General features: G+C 70.9%; 14 protein-coding genes and 1 riboswitch. Of the genes, 6 read left to right on the top strand and 8 right to left on the bottom strand.

All coding sequences use genetic code 11. The annotated features are described in order from the left end of the window. Positions 1–20 precede the first annotated feature (20 nt). Genes addA through tsaE form a run of 4 tightly spaced genes read right to left on the bottom strand, consistent with a single transcriptional unit; the run spans position 21 to position 8,394 of the window. On the bottom strand, positions 21–3,392 hold the full coding sequence (gene addA, locus JX613_RS06935) for a double-strand break repair helicase AddA (protein ID WP_237168412.1): 3,372 nt from the start codon (positions 3,390–3,392) through the stop codon (positions 21–23). Beyond that, positions 3,385–6,348 carry a double-strand break repair protein AddB gene (gene addB, locus JX613_RS06930; protein ID WP_207100733.1) on the bottom strand — a complete coding sequence of 988 codons (2,964 nt, stop codon included), beginning with the start codon at positions 6,346–6,348 and terminating at the stop codon, positions 3,385–3,387. Before addB ends, addA begins: the two co-directional genes overlap by 8 nt. After that, entirely contained in the window at positions 6,341–7,009 is a 669-nt protein-coding gene (locus tag JX613_RS06925; protein WP_237168411.1) for a nucleotidyltransferase family protein, read from the bottom strand. Before JX613_RS06925 ends, addB begins: the two co-directional genes overlap by 8 nt. Further along, positions 6,997–8,394, bottom strand: coding sequence for a tRNA (adenosine(37)-N6)-threonylcarbamoyltransferase complex ATPase subunit type 1 TsaE (gene tsaE, locus JX613_RS06920; protein ID WP_207100732.1), 1,398 nt, complete (start codon positions 8,392–8,394; stop codon positions 6,997–6,999). The genes JX613_RS06925 and tsaE overlap by 13 nt, the downstream gene beginning before the upstream one ends. A gap of 103 nt (positions 8,395–8,497) precedes the next feature. Here tsaE and JX613_RS06915 point away from each other — a divergent pair, with 103 nt between their 5' ends. Both JX613_RS06915 and JX613_RS06910 read left to right on the top strand, forming a co-directional pair. Continuing rightward, entirely contained in the window at positions 8,498–9,100 is a 603-nt protein-coding gene (locus JX613_RS06915; RefSeq protein WP_207100731.1) for a COG3650 family protein, read from the top strand. Then, the gene (locus tag JX613_RS06910) at positions 9,097–9,366 is read left to right on the top strand and encodes an N-acetyltransferase (RefSeq protein WP_207100730.1); all 270 of its coding nucleotides are present in this window, start codon (positions 9,097–9,099) and stop codon (positions 9,364–9,366) included. The genes JX613_RS06915 and JX613_RS06910 overlap by 4 nt, the downstream gene beginning before the upstream one ends. A gap of 114 nt (positions 9,367–9,480) precedes the next feature. On the opposite strand, the gene dapB is transcribed toward JX613_RS06910, so the two are convergent. After that, positions 9,481–10,317 (bottom strand): 4-hydroxy-tetrahydrodipicolinate reductase, encoded by an 837-nt coding sequence (gene dapB, locus JX613_RS06905; RefSeq protein ID WP_207100729.1) that lies wholly within the window; start codon positions 10,315–10,317, stop codon positions 9,481–9,483. Between the two features lie 70 nt (positions 10,318–10,387). Between dapB and rbfA the strand changes: the two genes are divergently transcribed. Genes rbfA through truB form a run of 3 tightly spaced genes read left to right on the top strand, consistent with a single transcriptional unit; the run spans position 10,388 to position 12,492 of the window. Beyond that, a complete protein-coding gene (rbfA, locus tag JX613_RS06900) occupies positions 10,388–10,801 on the top strand; it encodes a 30S ribosome-binding factor RbfA (protein WP_207100728.1) in 414 nt (137 codons plus the stop codon). Continuing rightward, on the top strand, positions 10,791–11,546 hold the full coding sequence (locus JX613_RS06895) for a phosphodiester glycosidase family protein (RefSeq protein ID WP_207100727.1): 756 nt from the start codon (positions 10,791–10,793) through the stop codon (positions 11,544–11,546). Before rbfA ends, JX613_RS06895 begins: the two co-directional genes overlap by 11 nt. Positions 11,547–11,598: 52 nt before the next feature. Continuing rightward, the gene (gene truB, locus JX613_RS06890) at positions 11,599–12,492 is read left to right on the top strand and encodes a tRNA pseudouridine(55) synthase TruB (protein ID WP_207100726.1); all 894 of its coding nucleotides are present in this window, start codon (positions 11,599–11,601) and stop codon (positions 12,490–12,492) included. Positions 12,493–12,736: 244 nt separating this feature from the next. On the opposite strand, the gene JX613_RS06885 is transcribed toward truB, so the two are convergent. The 3 genes from JX613_RS06885 to JX613_RS06875 are packed head-to-tail and all read right to left on the bottom strand — an operon-like array spanning position 12,737 to position 15,925. After that, positions 12,737–13,429: a thiamine ABC transporter ATP-binding protein gene (locus JX613_RS06885; RefSeq protein WP_207100725.1), complete on the bottom strand. Its 693-nt coding sequence runs from the start codon at positions 13,427–13,429 to the stop codon at positions 12,737–12,739. Continuing rightward, positions 13,422–14,969 carry a thiamine/thiamine pyrophosphate ABC transporter permease ThiP gene (locus JX613_RS06880; RefSeq protein WP_207100724.1) on the bottom strand — a complete coding sequence of 516 codons (1,548 nt, stop codon included), beginning with the start codon at positions 14,967–14,969 and terminating at the stop codon, positions 13,422–13,424. The genes JX613_RS06885 and JX613_RS06880 overlap by 8 nt, the downstream gene beginning before the upstream one ends. Beyond that, positions 14,945–15,925, bottom strand: coding sequence for a thiamine ABC transporter substrate-binding protein (locus JX613_RS06875; RefSeq protein ID WP_207100723.1), 981 nt, complete (start codon positions 15,923–15,925; stop codon positions 14,945–14,947). The genes JX613_RS06880 and JX613_RS06875 overlap by 25 nt, the downstream gene beginning before the upstream one ends. Before the next feature lie 31 nt (positions 15,926–15,956). After that, positions 15,957–16,054, bottom strand: a riboswitch (TPP riboswitch). A gap of 47 nt (positions 16,055–16,101) precedes the next feature. Between JX613_RS06875 and JX613_RS06870 the strand changes: the two genes are divergently transcribed. Then, a partial coding sequence (locus tag JX613_RS06870; protein ID WP_473754218.1) for a MutS N-terminal domain-containing protein occupies positions 16,102–17,258 on the top strand: 1,157 nt, incomplete at its 3' end.

The following is a 17,258-nucleotide window of genomic DNA, read 5'->3' as shown; positions in this document are numbered from 1 at the left end:
GCAAGGCTTCGTTTCAACAGCTATGAAGCCAGCGCCTTGGGGTCAAGGGCGGCCATGACGCGGTCCAGGACCTTGTCGGGGATCACCATCAGGCTGCGCGTGGCGGTCCACAGGACGCGGACCTCGACCGCGCGGGCGGGCCAGATCATCCGCAGCGCCGCGCGATAGGCGGCCATCTGGCGCAGGATCCCCTCGGGCGTGTCCTCGGGGCGGTCGGGCACCACCGCGTTCGACTTGTAGTCCACGGCGATGATCCGCGCATCCGTGACGATCAGCCGGTCGATGGCGCCATGCACCGGGCCAAGGCCCGGCAGGGGGGCAGTCAGCGCGACCTCGGTCAGGACCTGGGCAAAAGGGTCGGGCGTCATCACCTCGGCCAAGGCGGGCGCGTTGATCACCGCAGCGGCCTCGGCCAGCAGGTCGGCCAGCTCGTCGGCCCCGGGCAGGCCGCCCTCGGCCCCGGCCAGCAGGCCGCGGGCGATGCGCGGCCAGTCGGTCGCGGGCTGGTGGGGCAGGTGTTCCAGCAGCAGGTGCAGCCGCGTGCCGCGCAGCATGGCGGCGGCGGGATCGGCGTCCTCGGTCCCCTCGCCGATGACCTTGGCCCCGCCAAGCGCGGTGGCGGCGATGGCCAGCATCCGGGGCGGGGGCGCGGGGGCGCGGCGATGGGCCCATTCGGGCGCGCGGGCCGGGGGGGCGAAGGTCGCGTCCAGCGCCACGGCCTCGTCCGGCCAGGCGCCGAAGAACAGCCGCTCGGCGGCGCCGATGCCGTCGATCTCGACCCGGGTGCGTTCCAGGCTGCACCGCACCGCGCCGACCGAGACCATGGAATGCCAGGACTCGAGCCCCACGCCGCAATCGCCCGCCGCCGCCACGATCAGCCAGCTTTCGGCCCGCGTCATCGCGACATACAAGAGGCGGCGGCGTTCCTCCTCCTGCCGCTGCTCGAGGTCGGCCACGGCCCGGGCCACGGGATCGGGGCGTTCGGCGGCAAGGCCCCGCCAGGCGGGCCGGTCGTCCAGCCGGATCAGCGGCTGGCCGCGCCCCGGCTTGCGCTTCTTCGTTTCGGGCAGGATCACCACGGGGCTTTCCAGCCCCTTGGATCCATGCACCGTCATCACCCGGATCAGCCCGCCCGCCCCGCCGGGCAATTGCCGCTTGATCTGCACGTCGTCGCTGCCCAGCCAGACCAGGAAGCCCGTCAAGGACGGCGTTTCCACCGTGTCATAGGCCAGGGCCTGCGACAGCAGTTCGTCGATGCCGTCCTCGGCCTCGGGGCCGAGGCGGGACAACAGCGCGGCGCGTCCCCCGTGGCGGACCAGAAGGCGCGAGATCAGGTCGTAGGGGCGCAGGTAATCGGCCTGGTCCATCAGGTCATAGAGAACCTCGAAGGCCCCGCGATAGGGCGATTCGCGCAGGCGTTCCCACAGGAACTGCCGCCCGCGCCCGGCGGCCAGGCGATAAAGGTCGTCCTCGGTCAGGCCGAACAGGGGCGATTTCAGGACGGCGGCCAGGCACAGGTCGTCCTCGGGGGTGGAGACGACCGACAGCGTTGCGGTGATGTCGCGCACGGCCAGTTCGGCGGCCAGCTTCAGCCGGTCCGCCCCGGCCACGGGCAGGCCCGCGGCCTTCAGCTCTCGGATCAGGTCGTCGAAGAGCCCCGCCCGGCGCTGGACCAGGATCTGGATGTCGCCCGGCCCGATGGCGCGGACCTGGCCGGTCTTGCCGTCGCGGATGGGCGTGCCGATGATCTGGCGCACCTGCCGGGCCACGGCGCGGGCCAGCTGCGTGTCGGCGGCGTTTTCCGCCGGCGCATCGACGGGGCGCGTCCAGTCGCCCTCCTCGGGCTTTTCGGGTTCGGGCAGGGGCGGCCAGATGTCGATGCGGCCCGGCATGGTGTCGCGAAAGGCGATGTGGCGGGGCGGATCGCCCAGGCCTTCGGCCGCGTCGCCCGAAAAGACCGTATCGACCAGCGACAGGATCGCGGGCGAGGATCGGAACGAATGGGCCAGCCCGCGCTGCTGCATGGGCTGGCGCACGGCCTCGAAATCCTGGCGGAAGCGGTCGCGCATCGCCTCGAAGACGGCGATGTCGGCGCCCTGGAAGGAATAGATCGACTGCTTGGGATCGCCCACCACGAACAGCGTGCGGGGCCGGTCATGGGCGCCCTGGCCGCTGGTGAATTCGTCCGTCAGCCGCCGGATCACGCGCCATTGGTCCGGGCTGGTGTCCTGGGCCTCGTCGACCAGGATATGGTCGATGCCGCCGTCCAGCCGCCACAACACCCATTGCGCCATGGAGGATTCCTCCAAGAGCTCGGCGGTGCGGCGGATCAGGTCGTCGAAATCCAGCCAGCCATGGGTGGCCTTCTGGATGGCCAGGCGGCGGGTGAATTCATGGCCGAAGCGGTGCAAGGCCAGCGTCTTTTGCGCCAGCGCCAGCCCCATGCACAGGGGCCTGGCATCGGCCACGCGCCCCATCAGGTCGTTGAGATCCGCCATGAAGGGGGCGCAGCGGCCTTCCCGCAGGGCCTTGGTGGGGATGTCGCCGATCTTGGGGCCGAAGGGCACGCGGGCATCCTTGCCGAACAGCAGGCATTTGCACAAGAGATGCAGTTCCGCCAGGCCGGGATCGGCCCAATTGCCCGCCGAAAGCTGGTCGGCCAGCTTGCAGTCCTTGGGGCCGCTGGCCCGCAGGATCGGCACCAGGGCCGCGAACAGGTCGCCCTCGGCCCCGTCGAAGACCCGGGCCAGCAGCGCGGGTTCGTCCAGTCCCGGCGGCAGGCCCATGGAGCGCCAGATCGGCGCGGGATCGGGTTCGCGGGGATAATCCGATTCGGACAGGCCCGCCAGGAAGGCGTCCAGATTGTCGCCCGTCACCAGCGCCGTCAGGTCGCGGATCGCCGGGATGCCTTCTTCGGCCATGTCCTCGACGATCTGGGCGCGCAGCGCGCGGGCGGAACGGTCGTCCAGTTCCATGAAGCCCATCGGCACCCCGGCTTCCAGCGGGAAGCGGCGCAGCAGGGCCGCGCAGAAGCTGTGGATGGTCTGGACCTTCAGCCCGCCCGGGGTCTCGATGGCGCGGGCGAACAGGCGGCGGGCCTGCGCCAGATCCGGGTCGCCCCCTTCGCCCAGTTCGGCCAGTTCGCGCCGCAGATCGGGTTCGGGCAGCATCGCCCATTGGCCAAGACGTTTCAGCAGGCGGTTCTGCATCTCGGTCGCGGCGGCCTTGGTATAGGTCAGGCACAGGATGCGTTCGGGCGCGGTCCCGGCCAGCAGCAGGCGCGCCACGCGGTCGGTCAGCACGCGGGTCTTGCCCGACCCCGCATTGGCCGTCAGCCAGGTGGACCGGGCGGGATCGGCCGCCGCGATCTGGTTGAGGCTGGCTTCATCCATCCCCATTGCCCTTTTCATCGCCCACCCTTTCCGCACGGGGCGCATCGGCCAGCGACCATTCGCCGTAGCGCGCCAGATGATCGTAGTCGCCCGCATAGCTGGTCTGTTCGGGCGCGCGCATCGCGGTGAACCCGATCTCGCCCCCCAGATAGGCCGCGACCAGGCGGACGAAGCCTTCCCAGTTCTCGGCCTCCAGTTGCGGGGAATAGCTGCGGGGATGGGTCTCGCCCTCGCCGCCCAGCTGGATATAGCTGATGCCCGCGACATCGGCGGGGCCGATCGCGTCGAAGCCGCCGCGCCGGACCATCGCGGCTTCCAGGATCAGCTGCTTGTCGAAGGTGGCGATCTGCCGGTCGGTCGGCGGCTTGCCGGACTTGTAGTCATAGATCATGACCTGCCCGTCGTGCAGAAGGTCGATCCGGTCGGGCCGGGCGGTCAGCACGAAGTCCATCCCGGGCAGCGCCACGCGGCCGCGCTTTTCCACCACCACCGGGCGGCCCTGGGCCAGCCGGGCCAGCTCGTCCGCGACGATCTGGTCGGCGATCCGTTCCATCCGCGCGGCCCAGAAGGCGCGGGTGGCGGGCCAGGGCACGTCGCGCAGCAGGATCTCGGCCGTCAGCCGCAGGAACCGGGCCTTCAGCACCGCAGGCGGCGTGTCGGGCGCGGGTTTCGAGGCCACCAGCGCCTCGACGATGGCGTGCAGCGTCTGGCCGCGCAGGCTGGCATCGGGTTCCGGCCGCAGCGGGGGCAGGGGGCGCAGGCCCAGCACGCGCTTGGCATAGACCGCGTAAGGGTCGCGGATCAGCAGGGACACATCCGTGACCGGCAGTTCCTTGAACGGCGGCGCGGGCGGGATGGGCGAAGGGCGGGCGGCGGGCCCGACCGTCACCGGGGGCCGCGACAGGGCGGCGGCCTTGGCCAGCCAGGCATTGCCCCGCGCGCGCATCGCGGCCAGGGCCTGCGGGCCGTTCCTTTCGGGCAGGCCGGTCATCAGGTTGGTCAGCCGGTTCAGCCAGCGCGAGGGGATGGTTTCCGCCTCGGCATCGCGGCGGGCGCGGGTCAGGACCACCTGGTCCAGTCCCATCACCTGCTGGAAGTCGTGCGCCGCAAGCCCGATCAGGGTTTCCGGCAGCGGCAGGCCCGCCGCCGCCCGCATCTGCCGCGACAGCCAGGGATCGGGCGCCAGGGGCTGCGGCCAGCCCCCCTCGTTCAGGCCCGACAGGATCACGGTCCCCTCGCCCACGATGCGGGCTTCCCGGGTTCCGCGGATATGGATCAGGTGATGGGCGCCGCCGGCGATCCGCACGGATTGCTGGCGCATCTCATCGAGCAGCAGCGAACAGAACTCGGTCGGGCTGAGGCTTGGCCCCTGGGCCGCGTGTTCGGCCAGATGGTCGATCGTGCTGCGCAGAAGCGTCCCCGCGCTGTCCTGCCACAGCTTCGACGCCGCAGGACTGCCCCCGGGGCCCGCCGCCCAGGACTCGGCCAGCGCGATCAGGTCGTGAAGCCGGTCGGACAAGGGGCGCGGGGCGCGGTCGCGGGCCAGGGGGGTGATGCGGTCCAGAAGGTCGGCCAGCCATTCGGCCCAGATCTTGCGGGCCTCGTCGCCGCGCGTGGCCCAATCGCGCAAACAATCGCCGTCGGGAAAGGCCGGGCCGTTGCGGCGCAGGTGCAGTTCCAGGTCGCGCGCCAGCCTGCGCGCGTCGTTGAGGTGCAGCACCGCCGATCCCGTGACCGTCATCGGATGCTTGAGCAGGATCAGCAGCCGGTCGATGGTCAGCGCCTGGCCGAACAGCGCGGCGATCTGGCGCAGGAACAGGCCATTCGCGGTCAGCGACAGGGGCTGGCCCGCGCTTTCGTCGGGCCGCAGGTGCCAGCGGTCCAGCGCGGCGGTCACGCGCCGGATCAGGTTGCCGTCCGCCCCGATCAGCGTGGCGCGCGCCTCGCGTTCGGCGGCGTCGCGCAGCAGAAGGGCGATCACCTCGGCCTCCTGGCCGGGCTGGTCGGCCTCGATCAGGGTCAGGCCCTGCGTGGGCGCGATCAGGTCGGGCAGGCGCGGGCCTTCGGCGATCCACTGGTCGGTGACGGGCGCGGGCCGCAGCGCCAGAGAGATCAGGCGGTTGCGGTCCGGCATCGGCGGCGGCGTGTTTGTCCAGCGCGCGGGGCGGCCAAAGGCGCGGACCAGGGGCGCAAAGCGCGATTGCGGGTGATCCTCGGCCCCCGCCTGAAGGCTGTCCCAGACCGCCGGGGGCTGGTCGAAGTCGAAGCCCGGCAGCACCACCGCGCCTTCGGGCAACGCCGCCACCGCCTCCATGAACAGGCGCGTCGCGCCATGCGATCCGGTGGAGCCCGCGACGATCACCGGCCCGGGGGGCAGGCCCACGCCCTGCGCCCAGTCCGCCACCACGGTTTCGGCGGCAAGCCGCTGGCGCGCGGGGCGGTCCATCGGCGGGCCGTCCAGGTGAAACCGCGCGGCGATGCGCAGGAAGGCCAGGGCGTTCTGCCAGTGGCGGGCGTGATCGCCGGTGTCGATGCCTTCCAGCGCCTCGGGGGTCAGGCCCTCGGTCTGCATCTCGTGCATCAGGCTGGCCAGCGACCGCGCCAGGAAGGCGATGGAATGGCCCGCCGCCAGGTCGCGCCGCGCGTCCAGCAGGCCCGCCACCAGCCGGGCCAGTTGCAGCCGCCGCGCCAGCGGGGCCGATGTTGGCTGGCCCATCAGGGCGGGCGTGTCCAGGTTCGTGACCGGCAGAAGGCGCGGCAGCAGCAGCGGGCCGCGCTTGTCGAAGGCGCATTTCATCTCGGCCAGGGTGCGCGAGGCATTGGCATAGATGGTGACGCGGGCCATCGCCTCGGGCGGCTGGCCCGCCATGCGGTCCAGGAACCCCGCCACGAATTCATGGGCAAAATCGACGCCGGGCGGCAGGGCGTAAAGGCCGCGGAACACAGGCTCAGCCATGCAGCATCCTTTCCGCCAGGGGGATCGCCTGCGGATAGCCCACGTCGCACCAGCCGCCGGGATGGACGACGCCATGGGCGCGCCCCTCGGCGATCAGCAGATCCCACAGGCGGTTGAGCGAAAACACCCGGTCGGGGATCCCGGCCAGCCGGTCGGGGCGGATGATCTGCGCGCCGCCATAGACGAAATCGCCCCGGCGGCTGATGCGGCCCGTGGGGTCCAGCGCGAAGTCGCCCGCCCCTTGCCGTCCGGTGGCCCGGGCCAGCGGCACCAGCATCAGCAGCGCGTCCATGTCGTCGCGCCAGGCGGCCTCCAGCGCCATCAGCGGGTTCGGGCCGGTCCAGACCACATCCGGGTTCAGGGTCGTCACCGGCCCTTCCCCCAGCAGCGGCAGCGCCTGGCGCAACCCGCCGCCGGTGTCCAGGATCGTGCCGGGCTCATGGCTGATCGCCACCTCCTGCCCGGCAAGGTGGGAGGCGATCTGGGGGCCCAGGTAATGCGTGTTGACCACGACCGGCCCCGCGCCTGCGTCCCGGCCCAGGTCCAGCGCGCGGTCCAGCAGCGTCCGGCCTGCGACCGGGATCAGGGGCTTCGGCAGCCGGTCGGTCAGGGGCCGCATCCGCGTGCCAAGCCCTGCGGCAAAGATCATCAGCGGGCGCATCGGGCGCGGATCCTTTCGATGACGGCATTGTCGGGGGCGGGCAGGGCAGCGACCGCTTGGGCCAGCGGGGCCAGCGCCGGATGGGCCAGGTTGCGCCGGACATGACCCCAGACGCGCGGCATGAAGTCCAGGTATCGCCCCTTGCCGTCGCGCAGGCACAGCCGCGTGAAGATGCCCAGGATCCGCAGGTTCCGCTGCGCCCCCAGCAGCGCATAGGCCGCGCGGAAGCGGTCCGGGTCCATCCCGGTCGCGGCCAGATAGCGACTGATGCAGGCGGCTTCGATCCCCGGATCCACGTCGCGGCGCGCGTCCTGCAGGGCCGACACCAGGTCATAGGCCGGATGGCAGGCCACCGCGTCCTGATAGTCGATGAGGCCCAGGGGCGCATCCCCCTGCCAGAGGAGGTTCTCGGCATGGAAATCGCGCAGGGCCAGCACGGGCGGGACATCGGCGGCCAGGTCCGCGTGCAGCGCCGCGACCAGGGGGGCGATGTCCTGGCCGCCCGCCGCGCCTGCGGCCTGCGGATACCAGTCCGCGAACAGCCCCACCTGTTCGGCAAGCACCGGCCCGTCTAGGGCCGCCACGAAGCCGGGAACCGGATGGCGGTGCAGATCGACCAGCAGATCCGTGATCCGGTCATAGACCGGGGGCGCCATGGCCGGATCGCGTTCCAGCACGCGGGCGACCAGATCGTCGCCCAGATCCTCGACCAGCAGCAGCCCCGCCGGATCCTGCGCCAGGATCGCAGGCGCGCCGAAGCCATGGCCGCGCAGCCACTCGGTCATGGCCACGAAAGGCGCGCAGCCGCCCGAGGGATCGTCCATCAGCACCGCGCTGCCCTGCGCGCCGGTCAACCGGAAGAACCGCCGGGCCGAGGCATCGCCTGCCAGCGGCAACACCCGCGCATCCCCCCAGCCTGCCCCCGCCACGAAAGCGGCGCGCGCCGCAATGCGGGCGGCGTCCGGCGCGATCAGGGTGATCTCGCGCAGATCGGGGTCGGCATGGGCGGCGATGCCGATGGTGATCGCGCCGTCCGGCAGCTGTTCCAGCCGGTCGGGCCATTCGATCAGGCAGATGGCGTCCGCCAGCGCCTCGTCCAGGCCCAGTTCGGCCAGTTCGGACGGATCGGTCAGGCGATAAAGATCCGCGTGCCAGATTTCCGTTCCAAGCGGGTCGTCATAGGTCTGGACCAGGGTGAAGGTCGGGCTTGGCACATCCTCGGCCCCCTCGCCCTGGCGGGCGCGGATGAAGGCGCGGGCGAAATGGGTCTTGCCCGCCCCCACCGGCCCCTCCAGCAGGATCGTGTCGCCGGGCCGCAGGGTGGCGGCCAGCATCCGCGCCAAGGCGGCGGTCAGGGTTTCGTCAGCGGTCAGGCGCGTCGTCATGGGGCGTTTCTAGCGGCTTCGGCGCGCCGGGGGAACCATCCGTGAACGAAGCCTGATGCGTTGTGATGCCGATGCCGCTAGACTGCCCGCAAAGGAGGCCCCCATGTTCCGCACCGTTCTTGCCCTGACGCTTGCCCTTGCCAGCCCCGCCCTGGCCACGCAGGAATACATCCTGCCCACCCTGTTCGATGTCAGCGGCGTTGCCGCCGACGATGTCCTGAACATCCGGGCCGAACCCGAGGCCAAGGCCGCCATCGTCGGCACCCTGGCCCCCGACGCCAAGGCGATCGAGGTGGTCGAGGAACGCCAAGGCTGGGCGCGGGTCAATGCGGGTGAAAGTACGGGTTGGGTGTCGATGCGTTACCTCGCCTATCGCACCGATGTTTGGCAGCCGGGCGCGCTGCCTGCCGGGTTCCGCTGCCTGGGGACCGAGCCGTTCTGGGACGCAAGGCGCGAAGGCGGCGACCTGGTCCTGCGCACGCCCGAAAATCAGACGGGCGACCGCCGCCCCGTGCAGGCGGTGCTGGACAGGGGCGTCTTCCGCGATCCGGCGCGGGTGGTGGTGGCGCGGGACATGACGCTGTTTTCGCAGCCGCAGATCTGTTCGGACGGCATGTCGGACCGGATCTTCGGGCTGTCGGCGACGCTGGTGATCCATGGCGACAGCCCGAGGATGCTGTCGGGGTGTTGTTCGATCCAGCCGTGAGGGAGCTATGGTGGGGTGAAACCCCACCCTACGCCAACTTCACGCGCCGCGCGCCCGACCGGATCAGCGCCGACCACACCGGCGCGCCCGAGGCGCTGAGCGGCACCGCGGCCGCCGCGGCCTTGGTCGAGGCCATGGTGGCTGACGCACGGAAGGGAGGTTTTCGGATCGTGCCGCTGTATTCCTATGTCACGGCGCGCCATGCCAGGAACCCCGGTTGGGCGGATGCCTTTGTCCCCGCACCGGGAGAACGGGCCGATCCGTAGGGTGCGTGCTTGCACGCACCTTTATCGGGCGCATCGGTGCGTGCAAGCACGCACCCTACGGATTTTTCCGGGGAAATGCGCAAGGTGAGGTTCCACCCCACCGTCACCGCGCCCTCAGTTCAACCCCAGCACATCCTGCATGTCGTATTCGCCCGGCCCCTTGTCCTGGCCCCAGATCGCCGCGCGGATGGCGCCGCGCGCGAAGATCGCCCGGTCCGTCGCCAGGTGCCGCAGCACGATCCGTTCGCCCTCGCCCGCGAAGATCACGTCATGCTCGCCCACCACGTCGCCGCCCCGGATGGCGGCAAAGCCGATGGACCCCGGCACCCGCGCGCCGGTGATCCCCTCGCGCGCGGGCGTGCGCAGATCCGCCAGCGTCCGGCCCCGCCCTTCGGCGGCGGCCTCGCCCAGCATCAGCGCGGTGCCGGACGGCGCATCGACCTTCATGCGGTGATGGGCCTCGACCACCTCGATGTCCCAGTCGGTCCCCAGGGCGGCGGCGACCTTGCGGGTCAGGCCCAGAAGCAGGTTCACCCCCAGGCTCATGTTGCCCGCCCGGATGATCGGCGCGTGCCGGGCGGCGGCTTTCAGATAGTCCAGGTGCGAGGGCTCAAGCCCCGTGGTGCCGATCACATGCACGGCGCGGGCCTGCGCGGTCAGTTCGGCGAACGCCACTGTGGCTGCGGGCGCGGTGAAGTCGATCACCGCCTGCGCCTGCGCGATCACCGCCACCGCGTCGTCGCTGACCGTCACGCCCAGGGGCGCCCCGCCCATGCATTCGCCCAGGTCGCGGCCGATCCAAGGGTGGCCCGGCCGCTCCAAGGCGCCCGCCAGCCGCACGGCGGGGTTCTCGGCGATCAGCCGCACCAGCATCCGCCCCATCCGCCCGGATGCGCCGGTGACGACGATCCCCGGCCGGGCGGGCGCGTCCGTGTTCTGCAAATCGCTCATGCGGGCCTCCACTCTTTGCCCGCGTCATATCCCGTTGCGGCGCGGCCCGCGACCCCCTACATCGGGACACATGGCACAGAACCGTTATTCCCATGGCTCCGGCCCCTCGCAGCGCCAGCTTCGCGTGGGCGAGCTGATCCGCCGCACCCTGTCCGACGTGCTGGCGCGCGCCGATGTCCACGACCCGGACCTCAACCGCCATTCGATCACCGTGGGCGAGGTCCGCATGTCCACGGATCTCAAGGTCGCCACCGCCTATGTCCTGCCCCTGGGCGGGCAGGGGGCCGAGGACGCCCTGGCCGCCCTGCGCCGCAACACGCCCGAACTGCGCCATCTGGTCGCAAAGGCCATGACTCTGAAATACGCCCCCCAGCTGCGGTTCCAGCTGGACGAGACCTTCGACCGCATGGACGACACCCGCCGCCTGTTCGCCGACGAACGCGTCCGCCGCGACGTGGAAGGCGCCGACGACGATGAAGATTGACTGGCGCCCGCTGGGCGTGGCGGTGGGCATGCTGCTGGCCTGGGCGATCCCGGCTGCGGCGGACGGTTGCGGGCGCATGACCCATGACGGGCAGGGTTATGTCGTCTGCGAGGTGTCCGCCGCGCAGGAACCCGCGCTGCGCCTGTGGCAGGACGGGGCGGACGGCCAGCCCCTGCGCAATTTCGCCAATGTCCGCGCGACGCTGGCGCAGGGCGAAAGCCTGGCCTTCGCCATGAACGCGGGCATGTATCACGCGGATTACCGCCCCGTGGGCCTGCTGGTCATCGACGGGGTGGAACTGCAGCCCATCGTCACCGGGGCCAGCCGCGACAATTTCGGGATGCTGCCCAACGGCGTCTTCTGCACCGGCGGGGCGCGGCCCTTCCAGGTGATCGAAAGCCGCGCCTTTGCGCAAGCCCGCCCCGACTGCCGCCTTGCCACGCAATCGGGGCCGATGCTGGTGATCGACGGCGACCTGCACCCCCGCTTTCTGGTCAATTCGGACAGCCGCTATGTGCGCAACGGCGTGGGCGTCTCGCCCGACGGGCAGACGGCGTGGTTCGCCATTTCCGACCGGGCGGTGACGTTTCACGAATTCGGGCGGCTGTTCCGCGACGGGCTTGGGGTGCGGGATGCGCTTTATTTCGACGGATCGATCAGCAGGCTTTACGCGCCGGGGGTGAACCGGGCGGATTTCGGGCGGTCGCTGGGGCCGATCATCGGGCTGGTCGAAAGCGCCGGTTGACCTTGCGCGGGCGGCTGGCTATGCCGCCGCCTTCGATTTCACGGGGGATCCGATGGCACGCAAGAAGGGCCGCGACATCAATGGCTGGCTGATCGTGGACAAGCCCGCGGGCGTCGGCTCGACCGCGGTGGTGGCCAAGGTCCGTTGGGCGCTGGACGCGAAAAAGGCGGGCCATGCGGGCACGCTGGACCCCGACGCGACCGGCGTTCTGGCCGTGGCCCTGGGCGAGGCCACCAAGACCGTCGCCACCGTCACCGATGCGCTCAAATGCTATGACTTCACGGTCACCTGGGGGGCCGAGACGGCGACCGACGATGCCTCGGGTGCGGTGGTGCGCACGTCCGACGCCCGCCCCGACCGCGCCGCCATCGAATCCGCGCTGCCCGCCTTTACCGGCGACATCATGCAGGTGCCCCCGGCCTTTTCCGCCGTCAAGGTCGATGGCGAACGCGCCTATGACCTCGCGCGCGAGGGCGAGGACCTGGACCTTGCCGCCCGCCCCCTGTGGGTGGAAAGCCTGACCCTGCTGGATTGCGACCGCGACACCGCGCGGCTGGAGATGGTCTGCGGCAAGGGCGGCTATGTCCGATCCATTGCCCGCGACCTGGGCCGCGCGCTTGGCTGCCTGGGCCATGTCGCCCATCTGCGCCGCACCTGGTCCGGGCCCTTCGAGGCCGAGGATGCCGTGCCCTTCGACCGAATCGACCGCGAGGCGCAGGACTGGCTGGACACCCGGCTTCTGCCGCTGGAGGTCGCGCTGGCCGACCTGCCCATGCTGCGCGCCACGTCCGAGGGCGCGGTCCGCATCCGCAACGGCAATCCGGGCCAGGTGACGGGAACGGCGGAATGGGGCGATCTGGTCTGGGTATCGGACGCCAGGGGGCCGGTCTGCATCGGGCGCTATCAGGGCGGGCTGGTCCAGCCGGAACGGGTGTTCAACCTGTAGGGCCGAGGTTTGACTGGCGACGGCCATCGCCGTCGCCACGCGATGCCCTATCCACCTGAACCGGACGGGCCTCAAAGGCCCGGCCAGCGCCCGACCCGCCCCCGGCGGGCGCTTCTCGCCCACCGGGTCGGGCGCCGGCCTTTTGTGGTCACAGGCTCGATCCGTTTCTGGTGGCGATGTCGGGAAGCGGGCGGGGGAAACGCCATGCGTTTCCTGATCCCGCCCGGGCAGCGCTGGTGCCATGTCACCCCAGATAGGCCCGCAATCCCGGCGGCGGGTTGTCCAGCAGCGGCCCGGTCGGCACCGGGGGATGGGCCATGCCTCCCTCGACCAGGATCGTCTGCGGCGCGAAGCTGCGCGCATCATCCGGGTCATGGGTGACCATCAGCACCGTGGCCCCGGTCTGGTCGGCGATGCGGCCCAGCAGGGCCAGCATCTCGGCCTTCAAGGCCGGGCCAAGCGCCGCGAAGGCCTCGTCCAGCAGCAGCAGGGGACGGGCGCGCAGCAGGACGCGGGCCAGCGCCACGCGGCCTTGCTGGCCGCCCGACAGATTGGCGGGGCGGCGCGTTTCCATCCCCTCCAGGCCCACCTCCTCCAGCACCTGCGCCACGCGGGCGCGCTGCGGATCGGACAGGCGCCCATCGGGGCGCAGGCCAAGGCCCACGTTCTGCGCCACCGTCAGGTGCGGAAACAGGTTCTGGTCCTGGAACAGCATGGACACCGGCCGCCGCCCCGGCGGCAGGGCGGTGATGTCCCGCCCGTCCACGCGGATGCGGCCCCGGTCGGGCGCCAGGAACCCCCCCACCAGCGACAGCAGCGTGGATTTCCCCGACCCGGACGGGCCGATGACCGCCACCCGCGCGCCGGTCGGGACGGTCAGATCCGCCGACAGGGTGAAGGGGCCGCGCGTCACGCGGACGGCGTCGAACTCAAGCAAGGCGGCCTCCACGGTCGAACATCCAGAACAGGCCAAAGCTGATCGCCATCAGCAGCACCGCGCAGCCCGAGGCATCGTCCATGCGATAGGCGTTCATCAACTGGTAAAGCTGCAAGGGCAGCGTCGGGCGGTCGCTGGCAAAAAGCGTGATCACACCCAGATCCCCCATGGCCAGCGCCGCCGCCAGCCCGCCCGCAAAGCCCAGGGGCCGGGCCAGGCGCGGCAGGGTCAAGAGCCGCAGCCGCGCCCATCCGCGCAGGTCCAGCGAATCGGCCAGCCTTCCATAGTCCCCATGCAGCGTCCGCGCCGCCGGGATCAGCGCGCGCAACCCGAAAGGCAGGGCCATCACCGCATTGATCGCCACCGTCACCGGCAAGGCCAGCGCCTGCGGTGCAAACCAGCCGCGCAACAGGATGAACAGCCCCGTCCCCAGCACCAGGGGCGAGGCGATCAGCGGCAGCATCCCCGCCGTTTCCACCCAACCCATCCGCCCGCGCGCCAGCGACAGGGCCAGCACCAGCGACAGCGCCATCGCCAGCAGGGCCGAGATCAGGGCCATCACCACCGATCGCAGCGCGGCCTCCCAGACCTCCGGCGGCAGGGCGGGAATGCGGGGCAAGCCACGCGCGATGACGGCAGCCATGGGCCAGATCAGGAAGCCCGCTGCGGCTGTGATCACAAGGGTGTCGCTGATCCGGTGCCAGCCGCCCGGCGCCATGGGCCTGTGGTCCGCGTCTAGTCCCGCCCCGAAACCCGCCGGAATGGCGATCCAGCGCGCCAAGGCCATCGCCGCCACGCAGATCCCGATCTGGACCAGCCCCAGGCTTGCCGCGCGCCCCAGGTCGAAATCGAACCGGAAGGCCTGATAGATCGCCAGTTCCACCGTGGTCGCGCGCGGCCCCCCGCCAAGCGCCAGGGCCACGGTGAAGCTGGTCAGGCAGACCAGGAACACCGCCAGCCAGACGCCGGGCAGCACCCCCCGCAGCATCGGGCGTTCCAGATGGCGGGCCACGTCGCGGGGGGCAAAGCCAAGGGATGCCGCCAGCCGGAAGCGTTCGGCGGGGATCGCCTGCCAGCCCTGCAGGACCAGCCGCACCGACAAGGGCAGGTTGAAGAACACATGGGCCAGGATCACGCCCTGCCAGCCATAGATGCTGACCTCGGGCAGGCCCAGGGCGCGCAGGGCTGCGTTGATCGCGCCGTTGCGGCCAAGGACCGCGATCAGTCCCATGATCGCCACGATCACCGGCAGGATGAAGGGCGCGCCCAGCAGCGTCACCAGCGCCGCCCGCCCCGGAAAGCGCCGCCGCGCCAGGGCGCGCGCGACCGGCACAGCCAGCCCCGCCGATAGCGTGGCCGACACCGCCGCCTGCCACAGCGTGAACCAGACCGCGCGCCAGTCCCAGGGTCCAAGCCCCGACAGCCCCTGCGCGGCCCAGGCCACGGCCAACAGCGTGCCGCCGATCAGCAGGGCCAGCGCGGCTGCGGCCGCAGCACCCCCGCCTTCGGCCCGGGTCAGCCGGAAAATGCCCGCAGCCATTCGTCAAGCGCGGGTTGGCGCAGCGCCTCGGCCTCGGTTTCGGAATAGAACAGGGTCTTTTCGGGGCGCGGCAGATTGCGCATCACCTGCGGCCATTCGGATTCAGGCAGCTTGGCGGGCAGGGACCAGTTGGCCAGCGAGATCATCTTCTGGAACTCGGGCGTCAGGATCCAGTCCATGAAGGCTTGCGCCAGGTCCGGCTGGTCGGTGGTGCGGACCTGCGCCGCGACCTCGGCCATGAAGTAATGGCCTTCGGGAAAGATCGCGGCCTTTTTCGTGCGGTCGCCCTCGGCCTCGATGTGATAGGCGGGCGAGGTGGTGTAGGAGAGCACCATGTCCGCCTCTCCTTCCGTGAACATGCCGTAGGATTCGGACCAGCCCTTGGTCACGGTCAGCACCTTGGGGGCAAGCTTGGCCCAGGCCTCGGGCGCGTCGTCGCCATAGACCGACTTGACCCACAGCAGCAGCGCCAGGCCCGACACGGACGACCGCGGATCCTGGATCACGATCTTCAGGTCGTCGGGCGCGTCCAGCAGTTCGGCGAAACTGCGCGGCGGGTTCTTCAGCCGGGTTTCGTCATACATGAACGCCGTCTCGCCCCAGTTGTAGGGCAGGAAGATGTCGTCGCTCCATGCGATGGGCAGCGACAGCCCGGTCGTGTCCTGCCCATGCGGCGCGAACAGGCCCGAGGCGCGGGCGTGGGCGGTCACGTCGGTGTTCAGGCCGAAGACGATATCGGCCTCGGTCCGCTCGCCCTCCATCAGGATGCGCGACAGCTCGTCCCCGGTGACAAAGCGCAGGTCGCAGGCGCAGAAGGATTCGAAGCCTTCCTCGATCTTCGGGCCTGGACCCCATTCGCTGGCGATGGATTCGCCCGCATAGACGGTCAGGACGGGCTTGTCCTGGGCCATGGCGGGGCTGGCGGCCAGCAGGGCAAGCATCAGGGGCAGTTTCATCGCTGTCTCCTTTCACATGGGATACCGAAAGAAAGGACAGCGTCACCTTCCCTCCGCCGGTGTTAGCCGGATCAGGTTCAACGGGTCCGCTTGCGCGTCTCAGCCAGGATGGCCCCCCGAGGTGCGCCCGAATGTAGGGATTTCGCAGGCGCGCGCAAGCGGCTAGAAACGCGGCCATGACGAAGGACGTGACCGACCAGCCCACCCCGATGATGGCGCAATACCTGGCGATCCGCGAGGCGAACCCCGGCGCGCTGCTGTTCTATCGCATGGGCGATTTCTACGAGATGTTCTTTGACGACGCGGTGGCCGCCGCGAGCGCCCTGGACATCGCGCTGACGAAACGCGGCACCCATGGGGGAGAGCCGATCCCGATGTGCGGCGTGCCGGTCCATGCGGCCGAAAGCTATCTTCTGACGCTGATCCGCAAGGGGTTCCGCGTGGCCATCGCCGAGCAGATGGAGGATCCGGCCGAGGCGAAGAAGCGCGGGTCGAAGTCGGTCGTCGCCCGCGACGTGGTGCGGCTGGTGACGCCCGGCACCCTGACCGAGGAATCGCTGCTGGAGGCGCGGCGGCACAACTATCTGGCGGCATGGGCGCAGGTGCGGGACGATTGCGCGCTGGCCTGGGTGGACATTTCCACGGGCGCCTTTCAGGTGATGGACTGCGCCTTGGCGCGCCTTGCCCCGGAACTGGCGCGCCTGGCCCCGCGCGAGGTGCTGGCGGCGGGCCATGACCTGCGCGAGTTGGTCGAGGATGCCGGGGCGGCGCTGACCGACCTGCACGCCAGCGCCTTTGACAGCGCGGCGGGGCAGCGGCGGCTTTGTGCGCTGTATGGCGTGGAAACGCTGGACGGCTTTGGCAGCTTCACCCGCGCCGAATTGGCGGCCATGGGGGCCATCGTCGATTATCTGGACCTGACGCAGAAGGGCAAGCTGCCCTTGCTGCGCCCGCCGGTGCGCGAACGGGCGGGCGGGGCGATGGGGATCGACGCGGCCACCCGGCGCAACCTGGAACTGACGCAGGCGCTGTCGGGCGGGCGCGAAGGATCGCTGCTGGCCTCCATCGACCGGACGGTGACGGCGGCGGGCGCGCGGCTTCTGGAACGCCGCATCAGCGCGCCAAGCCGCGACCTGGCGCTGATCCATGCGCGGCAGGACGCGGTGGCGATGCTGGCCGATGATCCGCGCCTGATGGCCGATCTGCGGACCGCGCTGGCCCGCGTGCCCGACATGGACCGGGCGCTGTCGCGGCTGGCGCTGGACCGGGGCGGGCCGCGCGATCTGGCCGCGATCCGGGCGGGGCTGGCGCAGGGCGCGGCCATCGCGGCGCG

The sequence above is a fragment of the Paracoccus shandongensis genome (genome assembly GCF_017315735.1).
Classification (GTDB): Bacteria; Pseudomonadota; Alphaproteobacteria; order Rhodobacterales; family Rhodobacteraceae; genus Paracoccus; species Paracoccus shandongensis.
The sequence above is the reverse complement of the archived record's forward strand: the minus strand, read 5'-3'. Positions and strand labels throughout refer to the sequence as shown.

Bases quoted from the DNA above. Each gene is read 5' to 3' on its own strand.
- truB (WP_207100726.1), top strand. From the start codon at position 11,599: ATGGCACGCAAGAAGGGCCGCGACATCAATGGCTGGCTGATCGTGGAC.
- tsaE (WP_207100732.1), bottom strand. From the start codon at position 8,394: ATGACGACGCGCCTGACCGCTGACGAAACCCTGACCGCCGCCTTGGCG.
- JX613_RS06875 (WP_207100723.1), bottom strand. From the start codon at position 15,925: ATGAAACTGCCCCTGATGCTTGCCCTGCTGGCCGCCAGCCCCGCCATG.
- JX613_RS06915 (WP_207100731.1), top strand. From the start codon at position 8,498: ATGTTCCGCACCGTTCTTGCCCTGACGCTTGCCCTTGCCAGCCCCGCC.
- rbfA (WP_207100728.1), top strand. From the start codon at position 10,388: ATGGCACAGAACCGTTATTCCCATGGCTCCGGCCCCTCGCAGCGCCAG.
- addB (WP_207100733.1), bottom strand. From the start codon at position 6,348: ATGGCTGAGCCTGTGTTCCGCGGCCTTTACGCCCTGCCGCCCGGCGTC.
- dapB (WP_207100729.1), bottom strand. From the start codon at position 10,317: ATGAGCGATTTGCAGAACACGGACGCGCCCGCCCGGCCGGGGATCGTC.
- JX613_RS06925 (WP_237168411.1), bottom strand. From the start codon at position 7,009: ATGCGCCCGCTGATGATCTTTGCCGCAGGGCTTGGCACGCGGATGCGG.
- addA (WP_237168412.1), bottom strand. From the start codon at position 3,392: ATGGATGAAGCCAGCCTCAACCAGATCGCGGCGGCCGATCCCGCCCGG.
- JX613_RS06895 (WP_207100727.1), top strand. From the start codon at position 10,791: ATGAAGATTGACTGGCGCCCGCTGGGCGTGGCGGTGGGCATGCTGCTG.
- JX613_RS06880 (WP_207100724.1), bottom strand. From the start codon at position 14,969: ATGGCTGCGGGCATTTTCCGGCTGACCCGGGCCGAAGGCGGGGGTGCT.